At 70.7% G+C, this 12,510-nt stretch carries 14 protein-coding genes; 3 read left to right on the forward strand and 11 right to left on the reverse strand.

Annotated features, from left to right (window positions below; genetic code table 11):
- Positions 1–196: 196 nt before the first annotated feature.
- The 3 genes from ygfZ to JK363_RS34460 are packed head-to-tail and all read right to left on the reverse strand — an operon-like array spanning position 197 to position 2,241.
- On the reverse strand, positions 197–1,162 hold the full coding sequence (ygfZ, locus tag JK363_RS34450) for a CAF17-like 4Fe-4S cluster assembly/insertion protein YgfZ (RefSeq protein WP_201881369.1): 966 nt from the start codon (positions 1,160–1,162) through the stop codon (positions 197–199).
- 10 nt (positions 1,163–1,172) lie between these two features.
- Complete coding sequence (locus JK363_RS34455) at positions 1,173–1,646, reverse strand: Fur family transcriptional regulator (RefSeq protein WP_201881371.1); 474 nt, start codon at positions 1,644–1,646, stop codon at positions 1,173–1,175.
- 31 nt (positions 1,647–1,677) lie between these two features.
- Complete coding sequence (locus tag JK363_RS34460) at positions 1,678–2,241, reverse strand: heme-binding beta-barrel domain-containing protein (RefSeq protein ID WP_201881372.1); 564 nt, start codon at positions 2,239–2,241, stop codon at positions 1,678–1,680.
- 290 nt (positions 2,242–2,531) lie between these two features.
- On the opposite strand from JK363_RS34460, the gene JK363_RS34465 reads away from it, so the two are divergent.
- Positions 2,532–2,894, forward strand: a complete 363-nt coding sequence (locus tag JK363_RS34465; protein ID WP_201881373.1) for a DsrE family protein — start codon at positions 2,532–2,534, stop codon at positions 2,892–2,894.
- A gap of 13 nt (positions 2,895–2,907) precedes the next feature.
- On the opposite strand, the gene JK363_RS34470 is transcribed toward JK363_RS34465, so the two are convergent.
- The 7 genes from JK363_RS34470 to JK363_RS34495 all read right to left on the reverse strand — a co-directional run bounded on the left by JK363_RS34470 (position 2,908) and on the right by JK363_RS34495 (position 7,427).
- A complete protein-coding gene (locus JK363_RS34470; protein ID WP_201881374.1) occupies positions 2,908–3,165 on the reverse strand; it encodes a DUF3099 domain-containing protein in 258 nt (85 codons plus the stop codon).
- A gap of 161 nt (positions 3,166–3,326) precedes the next feature.
- On the reverse strand, positions 3,327–3,614 hold the full coding sequence (locus JK363_RS34475; protein ID WP_201881375.1) for a DUF1416 domain-containing protein: 288 nt from the start codon (positions 3,612–3,614) through the stop codon (positions 3,327–3,329).
- A gap of 33 nt (positions 3,615–3,647) precedes the next feature.
- On the reverse strand, positions 3,648–4,487 hold the full coding sequence (locus JK363_RS34480) for a sulfurtransferase (RefSeq protein WP_201881376.1): 840 nt from the start codon (positions 4,485–4,487) through the stop codon (positions 3,648–3,650).
- A 163-nt stretch (positions 4,488–4,650) separates the two neighbouring features.
- Positions 4,651–4,731 (reverse strand): putative leader peptide, encoded by an 81-nt coding sequence (locus tag JK363_RS44800; protein WP_362448143.1) that lies wholly within the window; start codon positions 4,729–4,731, stop codon positions 4,651–4,653.
- Between the two features lie 237 nt (positions 4,732–4,968).
- The gene (locus JK363_RS34485; RefSeq protein ID WP_201881377.1) at positions 4,969–5,655 is read right to left on the reverse strand and encodes an LmeA family phospholipid-binding protein; all 687 of its coding nucleotides are present in this window, start codon (positions 5,653–5,655) and stop codon (positions 4,969–4,971) included.
- 85 nt (positions 5,656–5,740) lie between these two features.
- Positions 5,741–7,141, reverse strand: a complete 1,401-nt coding sequence (locus JK363_RS34490; RefSeq protein WP_201881379.1) for a hypothetical protein — start codon at positions 7,139–7,141, stop codon at positions 5,741–5,743.
- Between the two features lie 10 nt (positions 7,142–7,151).
- Complete coding sequence (locus JK363_RS34495; RefSeq protein ID WP_201881380.1) at positions 7,152–7,427, reverse strand: MoaD/ThiS family protein; 276 nt, start codon at positions 7,425–7,427, stop codon at positions 7,152–7,154.
- 170 nt (positions 7,428–7,597) lie between these two features.
- Between JK363_RS34495 and JK363_RS34500 the strand changes: the two genes are divergently transcribed.
- Both JK363_RS34500 and JK363_RS34505 read left to right on the forward strand, forming a co-directional pair.
- Positions 7,598–9,289 carry an ABC transporter ATP-binding protein gene (locus tag JK363_RS34500; RefSeq protein ID WP_215911557.1) on the forward strand — a complete coding sequence of 564 codons (1,692 nt, stop codon included), beginning with the start codon at positions 7,598–7,600 and terminating at the stop codon, positions 9,287–9,289.
- 70 nt (positions 9,290–9,359) lie between these two features.
- Positions 9,360–11,327 (forward strand): ABC transporter ATP-binding protein, encoded by a 1,968-nt coding sequence (locus JK363_RS34505; protein ID WP_307821983.1) that lies wholly within the window; start codon positions 9,360–9,362, stop codon positions 11,325–11,327.
- Positions 11,328–11,396: 69 nt separating this feature from the next.
- Here JK363_RS34505 and JK363_RS34510 read toward each other — a convergent pair whose 3' ends face one another.
- Positions 11,397–12,278 carry an alpha/beta hydrolase gene (locus tag JK363_RS34510; protein WP_201881384.1) on the reverse strand — a complete coding sequence of 294 codons (882 nt, stop codon included), beginning with the start codon at positions 12,276–12,278 and terminating at the stop codon, positions 11,397–11,399.
- Positions 12,279–12,510 lie beyond the last annotated feature (232 nt).

The raw sequence follows: 12,510 nt of genomic DNA on the forward strand, positions 1-12,510 counted from the left end.
CGGGGAACTGCGCGACCAGCCACCGCGCGCCCGCGGACGCAGGACGGCATCCCGGGGCACCCCGCGGAGCGGCTACGGCTGAGGCTGCTGGTGCCCCCGCAGGGGCGCCCAAAGGGGCGCGGGGAACTGCGCGATCAGCCACGACTCAGCCGCGGCCGCAAGGACGGCCCCAAAGCCACCGCACCGCGCGGAGCGGCTACGGCTCGACGACCACTTCCTGCGCCGCCGCCGTCGTGTCCGCCAGCAGCTCCGCGTCCACCGGAACGTTCCGCTTCACCAGCGCCAGCGCGATCGGCCCCAGTTCGTGATGGCGGGCGGAGGAGGTGACAAAGCCCAGCTGGCGGCCCTCCTCGCCATCCGCGGCCAGACGTATGGGCGCGCCGTGGCCGGGCAGCTTCACCTCGCTGCCGTCGAGGTGGAGGAAGACCAGCCGACGCGGCGGTTTGCCCAGGTTGTGCACCCGGGCCACGGTCTCCTGGCCGCGGTAGCAGCCCTTTTGGAGATGGACGGCGCTGCCGATCCAGCCCAGCTCGTGCGGGATGGTGCGGTGGTCGGTCTCCAGGCCCAGCCGCGGCCGGTGCGCCTCGACGCGCAGTGCCTCGTACGCCAGCACACCGATGGGCGGTCCGGCGGTCTCGGCGAAGGACTCCAGCCGCTCGCGCGGCAGGAACAGATCACGGCCGTGCGGAGTCTCCCGCACCACGGTGTCCTCGGGGGCCTCGGTGATGCTTCCGGCCGGGAGGTGGACCACCGCGTACTCCTCGGTGCGGTCGGCGATCTCGACCCGGTAGAAGAACTTCATGCTCTCCAGGTACGCGATCAGATCGCCCTGGCTCCCGGGTTCCACATGGGCCCAGGTGGTCTCACCGTCGTCGACGATGTAGAGCGCGTGTTCGATATGGCCGTGAGCGGAGAGGATCAGCGCCTCGGTGGCCTGTCCGGCGGGGAGTTCCTGGACATGCTGGGTGAGCAGCAGATGCAGCCAGCTCAGCCGGTCGGCTCCGGAGACGGTGACCACCCCGCGGTGCGAGAGGTCCACAAAACCGGATCCGTCGGCGAGCGTGCGCTGCTCGCGGAACAGGTCGCCGTAGTGGGCGGCGACGCCTTCGTCGGGGCCCTCGCCGGGGACGGCGCCGGGCAGCGACAGCAAAGGGCTCTTCATGAGCTTCAGCCTACGACTTGGCCGCTCGGCCTTTGGCGGAGTCGTCGGAGCCCTGCTCGGCACCCCGCTTGGCCGTGCAGTCGGCGCACCGGCCGAAGAGCGCGAAGTGCTTCATGTCGGTGTCGAAACCGAAGTCGGTCCGCAGTCGCCGGGTGAACGCCTCGGCCACCGACACATCGGCCTCGATCACATCCGTGCAGTCCCGGCACACCATATGGATGTGGTGGTGCCGGTCGGCGAGGTGGTACGTGGGGGCACCGTGGCCCAGATGGGCATGGCTGACCAGGCCCAGCTCCTCCAGCAGCTCCAGGGTGCGGTAGACCGTGGAGATGTTGACCCCGCTCGCGGTGCGGCGGACCTCGGTGAGGATGTCGTCCGGAGTGGCGTGCTCCAGGTGGTCGACGGCTTCCAGCACAAGCTGACGCTGCGGGGTCAGCCGATAGCCGCGCTCCCGCAGATCGGTCTTCCAGTCGGTGGTCGCCACGAAGCCAGTGTAGGCGGGGGCCGGTGGAGCCTCAGCGGAAGAAGGCGATGCCGTCGTCCGGCAGGTCCTTGAGGTCCTTGGCCCATTCGCGCGGGTCGACGACCTTCTTCAGATGCGCCGACATGTACGGCCGCAGCTCCACCTCGGGGGTGGCCTTCTCGCCGACCCACATCAGATCGCTGTTGACATAGCCGTAGAGCCGCTTGCCGCCCGAGTAGGGTCCGGCGGCGGCGGTGCGCGCCACGGCGTCGGTGGCCAGGTCGATCTGCGGCTTGCCTTCGGCCAGCTCGCCGTACCAGACCTCGACGATGCCCTGGTCGCGGCACATCACGACCTCGACCTTGCGGTCCTTGTCGATCCGCCAGTAGCCGGTCTCGGACTCCAGCGGGCGGACCTTCTTGCCCTCGGAGTCCAGCACCCAGGTGTGCGAGACGTACTCGATGAAGTCGCGCCCGTCGTGGCTGAAGGTCGCCTCCTGGCCGAAGTTGCACTTCTCGGCCCCCGGGAAGTCCGAGACGCCGGCCCCTTCCCAGTTGCCCAGGAGGAAGACGAGCGGTACCAGGTCAGGGTGGAGGTCGGAGGGAATCTCGATCATGGACTCAGGCGATCTGTCGGTGGGCGGTCGGTGGCGGTGGTGCGGGAGCGCGGATCAGCGCTGGCCCTGGAACAGCTTCTTCCAGGTGAGTGCGCAGAAGCCAAGGGTGGCGACGGCGACCAGGATCATCAGCGTGGTGAAGACTGCCTCAAGCACGAGCGCGCTCCTCGAACGGTGTCCCCCGGCTCCGCGGGCGGCGGAGGGACGGTGGAACGGATGACGGACCGGGGCCGAGTCTAGTCGGCGGTCCGGCGGGAGGCGTCGCGCGGCCCCGACCCTAGGCTTGCCGTATGGCGAAGAAGCTGGTGATCAAGGTGACGGCGGGCGCGGACGCGCCCGAGCGGTGCTCTCAGGCGTTCACGGTGGCGGCGGTGGCCGTGGCGAGCGGGGTGGCGGTCTCGCTCTGGCTGACCGGTGAGTCCACGTGGTTCGCGCTCCCGGGGCGGGCGGCGGAGTTCGAGCTGCCGCACGCGGCACCGCTGCCGGAGCTGATCGAGGGGATCCTCGCGGGCGGCACGATCACGGTGTGCACCCAGTGCGCGGCCCGCCGGGAGATCGAGGAGAAGGATCTGATCGAGGGGGCGCGGATCGCGGGCTCCCAGGTCTTCGTGAGCGAGATCATGCAGGACGGCGTACAGGCGGTCGTCTACTGAGGCCGATGCCGGGTCAGTGGCGGTGGTTGTGCTCGTCCAGCTCCCGCCACCACCGGTCGGACTCCTCGTCCCCCGACTCGTCCCACCAGCGGTCGTCCGGGCCCCGGCGGTTGGCGACGATGGCCGCGAGCGGGGGGATAACCATGGCGACGATGCACATCACGACGGCGGCCGGGACCGACCACAGACGGACAAAGGCCCACGCCGAGATGAAGAGCGTCAGACACGCGCCCATCAGGAAGAAATATGCGTGGCGGCGTCGCGCGTACATATCCCCAGGATACGTCCGGGGGCGCCGCGCGGGCAGCTGATGCGCAGCGCTCCCTGCGGGCCTGAGCCGATGCCGCGGACAGACGGGAGGGCCGTACCCCGCCGAGGCGTCCAACCCCGGGGTACGGCCCTCCCGCCGTGCGTACGACGCGCGGTGTGGCGTCAGACGGTGATGGCGACCTCCGCCAGACCGCCCTTCTGGGCGACGACCGTGCGGTCCGCGGTGGCGCCGGGGACCAGGGCGCGCAGCGTCCAGGTGCCCTCGGCGGCGTAGAAGCGGAACTGTCCGGTCGCGGAGGTGGGGACCTCGGCGGTGAACTCGCCGGTGCTGTCCAGCAGGCGGACGTAGCCGGTCACCGGCTCACCGTCGCGGGTCACCGACCCCTGGATCGTGGTCTCACCGGGCTTGATCGTCGAGGCGTCGGGACCGCCGGCCTGGGCTCCACACATGGATGTCTGTCCTTACGTCGGGGGGGGAGGGGGTCAGCTGTTGGCGCCGAGCTCGATCGGAACGCCGACGAGGGAGCCGTACTCGGTCCAGGAGCCGTCGTAGTTCTTGACGTTGCTCTGGCCGAGCAGCTCGTGCAGGACGAACCAGGTGTGGGCGGAGCGCTCACCGATGCGGCAGTAGGCGATGGTGTCCTTGGCCAGGTCGACGCCCTCGCCCTCGTAGAGCTCCTTGAGCTCCGCGTCGGACTTGAAGGTGCCGTCGTCGTTGGCCGACTTGGACCACGGGATGTTGCGGGCGGTGGGCACATGGCCCGGACGCTGCGACTGCTCCTGCGGAAGGTGGGCCGGGGCGAGCAGCTTGCCGGAGAACTCGTCGGGCGAGCGGACGTCCACCAGGTTCAGCGAGCCGATGGCCGCGACGACGTCGTCGCGGAACGCGCGGATCGAGGCGTCCTGCGGCTTGGCCTTGTACTGGGTGGCCGCGCGGGTCGGGACCTCGGCGACCAGGTCGCGGGAGTCCAGCTCCCACTTCTTGCGTCCGCCGTCGAGCAGCTTCACGTCCTGGTGGCCGTAGAGCTTGAAGTACCAGTAGGCGTAGGACGCGAACCAGTTGTTGTTGCCGCCGTAGAGGACGACCGTGTCGTCGTTGGCGATGCCCTTCCCGGACAGCAGCTTCTCGAAGCCGGCCTGGTCGACGAAGTCACGGCGCACCGGGTCCTGGAGGTCCTTCTTCCAGTCGATCCGGATGGCGTTCCTGATGTGGTTCTTGTCGTAGGCCGAGGTGTCCTCGTCGACCTCGACGATGACCGTCTTGGGGTCATCGAGGCGGGCCTGTACCCAGTCGGCGTCCACCAGGACGTCACTGCGGCTCATGTGTCTCTCCTCCGGGGCAGTTGCGGCGGTGGCGGTAAGGGCACGCTCGGACGGCGCGAAGCGGGCTCGGTTGCGAGCGTACGAGCGAAGTGCGGGAAGATCCGGCTGACGGGCCGAGGCGGGGCGGGCCGGGGCATCTCGTCGGCGGCCACGCATCCTCGTCTCAGACGGCGTGACAGAGCATGGCGGCGACGCGGCACAGGTCGACTGCCCGCCGCTTCGTGAGATCCGCCTGTCGCTTCATGGGTCCGATCGTAGGGACGGACGGGTGGGCGTGTCACCGGCGTGTCGGATGGTGAGACGCGATTGTCCGCTATGTGGGATGGTGATCGGAGGGCACCCCGGAGGAGGCGTCGGCGCGCCAGGTGGCGGCGGTGGGCATCTGTTATCGCGGACGGGATCGTCTCACTGCATGGACCGGGGTCCTTCGGCGCATGCGGGCGGGGGTGCCGGGGACGCCGGGGCGCCCCGGGCGTGCGGCTCAGCCCGCCAGTTCGACGTTGTTCCCCGCGACCGAGATGTCCATGCCGTCCTTGTCGGTCTTCACCGTGTCCAGCCGCATCCCGGTCGGCAGCCCGCCCACCTTGCGCTCCATGTCGGTGCGCTCCCGGACCTTCTCCTCCCAGCGCGGGATGGTGCCGCCGGGGATGGAGTCGGCGTGCAGCTTGATGGTGTCCCCGTTCACCACGGTGATGGTGGAGTGCGCGGTGAGGGTGAAGCCCAGCAGACTGCCGGTGATCTTGACCCGGTTCTTGCCCGACGGGTCGTAGGAGACCGTGATCCCGGGGCCCGCGGCGCGTGAGAGGTCCGCATAGCTGATGTGGGCCGTGCCGGTGGCGCGGTCCGCGGTGGCGGACGAGAAGTCGCTCGAGACGCCCACCGTGTGCAGCTGGGCGTCGAGTTCGGAGACCCGGACACTGCGGCCGTTGCCCGCGTCCGTCGTCAGCCCCTCCATGCTGATGTCGACCTCGTCCAGCTCCTTGCCCACGACCTGGGTGAGGAACGGAAAGCCCTTGATCGAGACATCGGGCGTGCCGATCAGCCCCTGAGAGCTCTTGATCTTGTCCGCGGCCTTGGACTCGGCGATGCTCACCGCGATGCGGTCCGCGGCGACGAAGAGACCGCCGAGTATCACGGCGACGATCAGTGTGATGCGTAGTGCGCGCATGTGCTGTGGGTCCCCCTGGCTCTCGGTCAGGCGCTCGCCTGAGGTTGTGAGCCTAACCGGAGCGATGAGCCGGGGGCCCGGAATGTCAGACCAGTGCGCGGCCGATCACATAGACGACCGGGGCGGCGGCCGCGAGCGGCAGCGCCACCCCGGCGGTCATGTGCACAAAGCGGGAGGGGTAGTCGTAGCTCGCCACCCGGTGGCCGACCAGCGCGCACACCCCGGCCGCAAGGCCCAGCACCGCGGCGTCCGTGGCGCCGGTGCCGGTGAGCTGTCCGGCCCCGGCGCCCGCGCCCGCCGCGGCGAGCAGCGCCACGACCACGGACACCGCGATCGGCAGCGGCACCGCGCGCACCAGTACGGCCACCGCCACTCCGGCCGCGCCCACCACCACGGCGTCGGACGACTCCGCGGCCGTGGCCAGGTATCCGGCCGCGATCACGGCGAGGGCGGTGGAGGCCACGGTGGCGGTCAGGCCGTACAGCCGCTCGTCCGGCGCGCTGTGGCTGCGCAGCTGGAGCACCAGCACCAGCAGCAGCCAGACCCCGAGCGTGCCGATGACCACCGTGGGGGCGTGCACCCGCTCGGTGGCGAGCAGCCCGGCGGTCGCGGCGAGCCCGCCCGCGAAGGCGAGCGCGATGCCCTGCCGGGCGGGCCACATGCCGTTCAGCCGGAACCAGCCCGCGGCCGTGACCGCCTGGAGCAGCACCACCACGACGGCGACCGCGGGGCGGCCCAGCGGCGCGGCCCCCGCGAGAGCCGCGGCGATGGCGGCGGTCAGGGCGGCCGGGACGAGACCCGGGTGGAGGATCTGGGGACGGCCCTCGGCACGGGCCTTCTCGGCGGCGGTGAGCGGCCGGGACTCCTCCTCGGACGGGGCGGGCGCTCCGGTGGACGGGTGCTCCGGACCGCCCGGGTCCGCCATGCCCGCCGGGGCCGCCGTGGCGGGCGCGGGGCCCTGGGGGCCGTGCGCGGCGAACGCGGCGGCGGGCTGCTGCTGATGGTGGTGCGGCTGCTGGTGCTGCTGGTCCCAGCCGGGGGTGTACGACTGCTGCGGGTATCCCTGCTGATGCCCCTGCTGCGCGGCGGCGTAGGGGTCCGGGTACGGCTGCGGGTGCTGCCCGTACGCCTGCTGCTGCCCGTACGCCTGCTGCTGGGCGTGACCCGGGTGTGGGGCGTGACCCTGCTGCTGGGTGTGCGGGGCGTGCTGGGCGGCGTGGGCCTGGTGGCCGTGCTGGCCGTGCTGACTGTGCTGCTGGGCCTGGTGGCCGTGGTGCTGCGGGTGCTGGCCGTGCTGGCCGCCGTACCCCTGCCCCTGCTGCGGCTGCTGCTGCCCGGCCTGGTCGTGGCCCGGGTCGTACCAGCCCTGGTCCCAGCTTCCGTACAGATCGGCGGGCGGCTGCGGTCCCCCGTACGGCGTCTCCGGGGACCCGTACGGATCAGAGGGCTCGTACGGGTTCTGCGGGTTGTGCGGCTGGTTGCTCATGACCTCGGGGTCACCCTCCTGCGAACGGCGGGAGCACCTCGACCGTGCCGCCCTCGGCCAGTTGGATCGTCTTGTGGTCGCGGGTGCCGACGGGCGTGCCGTCGACCAGGAACGAACAGCGCATCAACACCCGCGCGAACTCCGGGCGCGCGGTGTGCCGCCGCCGGGCCGCGTCGAGCGCCTCGGCCAGCGTCGCCGCCGCGTACGGCTCCTCGGAGGTACCGGCCGCCGCGCGGGCCGCGGCCCAGTACCGGATGGTGCCGGCGGGCGCGTTCTTCATCGCCATCGCGATCCCTTCCCGTCTTCTGCCGCCTCCATGATGACGGGTGCGGGCACCGGTCCGGGACCAACGGCGGCCCCGAAAAGGGCGGGCCCGGTGCCGGTGCTCTCGCTTACTGTTTCGGTGTGCTGGTCCGACTCATACGGGTGTATCTCAGACCCCATAACCGAACGATCATGCTGATCGTGCTGTTGCAGCTGGTACAGACGCTGGCGACGCTCTATCTGCCCACGCTCAACGCCGACATCATCGACGGCGGAGTGGTGCAGGGAGATACCGGCTACATCCTGCGCATCGGCGGTTTCATGATCGCCGTCACCCTGGCCCAGATCGTGGGCGCCATCGGCGCCGTCTACTTCAGCGCCCGCACCGCCATGGCGCTCGGCCGGGACGTACGGGCCGCGGTCTTCGACCGGGTGCAGTCCTTCTCCGCCCGTGAGATGGGCCACTTCGGGGCGCCCTCACTGATCACCCGGACCACCAATGACGTCCAGCAGGTGCAGATGCTGTGCCTGATGGCCTTCACCCTGATGGTCTCCGCGCCGATCATGTGCATCGGCGGCGTGATCATGGCGCTCAACCAGGACGTTCCGCTCTCCGCGCTGCTGCTGCTGATCGTCCCGGTCCTCGGGGTCATCGTCAGCCTGATCATCCGCAGGATGCGTCCGCTGTTCCGCGGCGTCCAGGAGCGCATCGACACCGTCAACCGGGTGCTGCGCGAGCAGATCACCGGGATCCGGGTCATCCGCGCCTTCGTCCGCGACAGCCATGAGCGCGACCGCTTCACCGGCGCCAACAGCGACCTGATGGACATCTCGCTGCGCGCCGGGCGGCTGATGGCGCTGATGTTCCCCGCGGTGATGCTGGTGGTGAACGTCTCCAGCGTGGCCGTGGTCTGGTTCGGCGGACACCGGATCGACAGCGGCGGAATGGAGATCGGCGCGCTGACCGCGTTCCTCAGCTATCTGATGCAGATTCTGATGGCGGTCATGATGGCCACCTTCATGTTCATGATGGTGCCGCGCGCCGAGGTGTGCGCCGAGCGCATCCAGGAGGTGCTGGACACCCGGACCAGCGTGGCCCCGCCGCTGGTGCCGGTCCCGCCCGCGGCCACCGGTGGCGGGCGCGGTCTGCTGGAGCTGCGGGGCGCGGAGTTCCGCTACCCCGGCGCCGAGGAGCCGGTGCTCCGCGAGATCTCGCTGATCGCCCGGCCCGGCCGGACCACCGCCGTGATCGGCTCGACCGGCAGTGGAAAATCCACCCTCCTGGGGCTGGTGCCCCGGCTGTTCGACGCGACCGACGGCAGCGTCCACATCGACGGTGTGGACGTACGCGACCTGGACACCGAGGTGATGTCGCAGACCATCGGGCTCGTCCCGCAGAAGCCGTACCTCTTCTCCGGCACCGTCGCCTCCAATCTGCGCTACGGCAAGCCGGACGCCACCGACGAGGAGCTGTGGCGGGCCCTGGAGACCGCCCAGGCCCGGGACTTCGTGGAGGCCATGGAGGGCGGGCTCGACGCCGCCATCGCCCAGGGCGGCTCCAATGTCTCCGGCGGCCAGCGGCAGCGGCTGGCCATCGCCCGCGCCCTGGTCCGCAAGCCCTCGGTCTACCTCTTCGACGACTCCTTCTCGGCGCTCGACTACGCCACCGACGCCCGGCTGCGGGCGGCGCTCGCGGACCAGACGCGGGACGCGACCGTTGTCATCGTCGCCCAGCGGGTGTCCACCATCCGCGGCGCCGACCAGATCGTGGTCCTCGACGCCGGGCGGGTCGTGGGCACCGGCACCCACACCGAGCTGATGGCGGACAACCAGACCTACCGCGAGATCGTGCTCTCCCAGCTCACCGAGCGGGAAGCCGCATGAGCGGCCCGTCGCGAGCCCTCCGCCGCTTCCGCCGTCCGCCGTTCCCGTATGTGTCGTCGAAGGGCCGTGCATGAGTACCCCGGCGCCCCGCAGAGGTCCGGCGCCCGCCGCCGGGCCCGCCCGCTTCATGGGCGGCCAGCCCACCGAGCGGTCCATGGACTTCCGCGGCTCCGGCCGCCGACTGCTGGGCAGGCTGCGCCCCGAGCGCGGGATCGTGCTGGCCGTGCTCGCCCTGTGCGCGGTCAGCGTGACCCTGTCGGTGCTGGGCCCGCTGATCCTCGGCAGGGCGACCGACCTGATCTTCGCGGGCATCATCGGGCGCGAGCTGCCCGACGGCGTCACCAAGGAGCAGGCCGTCGAGCGGCTGCGCCACGACGGCCAGGACACGCTGGCCGACATGGTCGCGTCCATGGACGTCCACCCCGGCCAGGGCATCGACTTCGGCGCGGTCGGCGATGTGCTGCTGTGGGTGCTGGCGATCTATGTGTTCGCCTCGCTGCTCGGCCTGGTCCAGGCGCGGGTGGCCATGGTGGTGGTCCAGCGGGTGGTCTTCCGGCTGCGCGAGGACGTCGAACACAAGCTGGCGCGGCTGCCGTTGTCGTACTTCGACCGGCAGCCGCGCGGTGAGGTGCTCTCCCGCGCCACCAACGACGTCGACAACATCCAGCAGACGCTCCAGCAGACCTTCAGCCAGGTCATGACCTCGCTGCTGACCATCGTCGGGGTGCTGACGATGATGTTCTGGATCTCGCCGCTGCTGGCGCTGGTGGCGCTGGTCACCGTCCCGGTGTCGGTGGTGGTCGCCACCAGGATCGGCAAGCGGGCCCAGCCGCAGTTCGTCAGTCAGTGGAAGACCACGGGCAAGCTCAACGCCCATATCGAGGAGATGTACACCGGCCACTCGCTGGTGAAGGTCTTCGGGCGGGAGAAGGAGTCCGCGGAGCTGTTCCGCGAGCAGAACGAGAAGCTGTACGAGGCGGGCTTCAAGGCCCAGTTCATCTCCGGGCTGATCCAGCCCGCGATGATGTTCATCGGCAATCTCAACTACGTGCTGGTGGCGGTCGTCGGCGGGCTGCGGGTGGCGAGCGGCGCGCTGTCGATCGGTGACGTCCAGGCGTTTGTGCAGTACTCCCGGCAGTTCAGCCAGCCGCTCACCCAGGTGGCCTCGATGGCCAACCTGGTGCAGTCCGGGGTGGCGTCGGCCGAGCGTGTCTTCGAGCTGCTGGACGCCGATGAGCAGAGCCCGGACCCGGAGGCGGCGCCGCGGCCGGAGACCGTGCCCGGGTCGGTGCGCGGCCAGGTCGAGTTCGAGGAGGTCTCCTTCCGCTATCAGCCGGACAAGCCGCTGATCGACGGCCTCTCGCTGTCGGTGCGGCCCGGCCAGACCGTGGCCATCGTCGGGCCGACCGGCGCCGGAAAGACCACCCTGGTCAATCTGCTGATGCGGTTCTACGAGGTCAGCGGCGGGCGGATCACTCTGGACGGAGTGGACATCGCCGCGATGTCCCGCGAGGAGCTGCGCTCCCACATCGGCATGGTGCTCCAGGACACCTGGCTGTTCGGCGGCACGATCGCGGACAACATCGCGTACGGCGCGCAGGGCGCGAGCTTCGAGCGGATCGTGGAGGCGGCGAAGGCCACTTATGTGGACCGCTTCGTCCGGACCCTGCCGGACGGCTACGACACGGTGATCGACGAGGAGGGCTCCAATGTCAGCGCCGGTGAGAAGCAGCTGATCACCATCGCCCGCGCGTTCCTCTCGGAGCCGTCGATCCTGGTGCTGGACGAGGCGACCAGCTCGGTGGACACCCGTACCGAGGTGCTCATCCAGCGGGCGATGGCCTCGCTGCGGACGGGCCGGACCAGCTTTGTCATCGCGCACCGGCTGTCCACCATCCGCGACGCCGACGTCATCCTGGTGATGGAGCACGGGCGGATCGTGGAACAGGGCACCCATGACGCGCTGCTGGCGGCGGAGGGCGCGTACGCCCGGCTCTACACGGCGCAGTTCGCGGAGGCGGCGGTCGAGGCGGAGTGAACGGGAGCGCCGGGGCCGGGGAGGTTTTCCGGCCCCGGGCGCTCCTGGGTGCCGCGCGGCGGCGGCCCCTCAGGCGTGGGCCAGAGCCCAGCCCGCCACCCGCTCCAGCAGACCGTCCGGCGCCGCCGTCTCCGCATGGCCGAACCCCGGCTCGATCCACAGCTGTGTGGACGACGGGTCGGCCGCCGCCGCCAGCATCCGCGGATGGTCCAGCGGGAAGTACGGATCCCGGTCGCCGTGCACGATCAGCAGGGGAGTCGGCGCGATCAGCCGTGCGGCGGCCGCCGGCGGCAGCGGTTCGGGGTCCCAGCCGCGGCCGTCGATCCGGGTGCGCAGCCCGTAGCGGGAGACCAGCCGTCCGGCGGGGCGCGTGATCGCCCAGTGCACCCGTCGCATCGGGGCGGTTCCTCGGTAGTACCAGCGGGCGGGAGCACTCACGGAGATCACCGCATCGGCGCGCGCCTCCGTGCGCCCCTCGCGCTCCCCGCTCCCGGTTCCGTCGGACGGCTGATTTTCGCCGTTCGATCCATAGAGTGCGGCATGCCGGAGCACCACCGAGCCGCCCATCGAGAAGCCGACCGTGGCGACCCGCCGATGGCCGAGCCGCCGGGCCCAGCACACGGCCTCGGCCAGGTCCAGCACCTCCCGGTCGCCCACCGTGGACCGGCCGCCGGACCGGCCATGCCCCCGGAAAGAGAACGTGATCACGGCCGTGTGCTGGGCGAATGCCCTCGCCACCCGCCGTAGCGCCGGGCGCTCGATCCCACCGGTGAAACCGTGTGCGACCACCAGCGCGAGGGTGTCCGCGGGGGGCGCGGCAGGTGCCGGGGACGGCTCGTAACGGGCCTCGATCGGGACCCCGTCCGCCGTCAGCAGCGTCGCCCTGTGGTCGCGCGCAGTGACCGACGGCACTGAACAACGGGCAGATCGAGCCTCTCCACCGGATGTCATGTGGGTTATTCTCTGTGAAGAGGATCCGGGCAGCGTTGCCCCCGGGTCCTTTTGTGCTTTCAGGAGCACGGTGCGCGCATGAGCGGGCACCCGCTCCAAGGGCGCGGAGCTGACCGTACGACGAAGTAGCCGAAGAAGTAGCCGAAGAAGTAGCCGAGGAAGAAGCCGCAGACTCCCCCAGGCGCTGCCTGGGAGGTGCCCCTCTCGCAAGGGACCGAGGAGGAACCGAGGT

The sequence above is a fragment of the Streptomyces coffeae genome (assembly GCF_016741875.1).
GTDB classification, from domain to species: domain Bacteria; phylum Actinomycetota; class Actinomycetes; order Streptomycetales; family Streptomycetaceae; genus Streptomyces; species Streptomyces coffeae.

Excerpts from the sequence above, each read along its gene's own strand:
- ygfZ (WP_201881369.1), bottom strand. The coding sequence starts at position 1,162 with ATGAAGAGCCCTTTGCTGTCGCTGCCCGGCGCCGTCCCCGGCGAGGGC.
- JK363_RS34460 (WP_201881372.1), bottom strand. The coding sequence starts at position 2,241 with ATGATCGAGATTCCCTCCGACCTCCACCCTGACCTGGTACCGCTCGTC.
- JK363_RS34465 (WP_201881373.1), top strand. The coding sequence starts at position 2,532 with ATGGCGAAGAAGCTGGTGATCAAGGTGACGGCGGGCGCGGACGCGCCC.
- JK363_RS34470 (WP_201881374.1), bottom strand. The coding sequence starts at position 3,165 with ATGTACGCGCGACGCCGCCACGCATATTTCTTCCTGATGGGCGCGTGT.
- JK363_RS34475 (WP_201881375.1), bottom strand. The coding sequence starts at position 3,614 with ATGTGTGGAGCCCAGGCCGGCGGTCCCGACGCCTCGACGATCAAGCCC.
- JK363_RS34480 (WP_201881376.1), bottom strand. The coding sequence starts at position 4,487 with ATGAGCCGCAGTGACGTCCTGGTGGACGCCGACTGGGTACAGGCCCGC.
- JK363_RS44800 (WP_362448143.1), bottom strand. The coding sequence starts at position 4,731 with ATGAAGCGACAGGCGGATCTCACGAAGCGGCGGGCAGTCGACCTGTGC.
- JK363_RS34485 (WP_201881377.1), bottom strand. The coding sequence starts at position 5,655 with ATGCGCGCACTACGCATCACACTGATCGTCGCCGTGATACTCGGCGGT.
- JK363_RS34490 (WP_201881379.1), bottom strand. The coding sequence starts at position 7,141 with ATGAGCAACCAGCCGCACAACCCGCAGAACCCGTACGAGCCCTCTGAT.
- JK363_RS34495 (WP_201881380.1), bottom strand. The coding sequence starts at position 7,427 with ATGGCGATGAAGAACGCGCCCGCCGGCACCATCCGGTACTGGGCCGCG.
- JK363_RS34500 (WP_215911557.1), top strand. The coding sequence starts at position 7,598 with ATGCTGATCGTGCTGTTGCAGCTGGTACAGACGCTGGCGACGCTCTAT.
- JK363_RS34505 (WP_307821983.1), top strand. The coding sequence starts at position 9,360 with ATGAGTACCCCGGCGCCCCGCAGAGGTCCGGCGCCCGCCGCCGGGCCC.
- JK363_RS34510 (WP_201881384.1), bottom strand. The coding sequence starts at position 12,278 with ATGACATCCGGTGGAGAGGCTCGATCTGCCCGTTGTTCAGTGCCGTCG.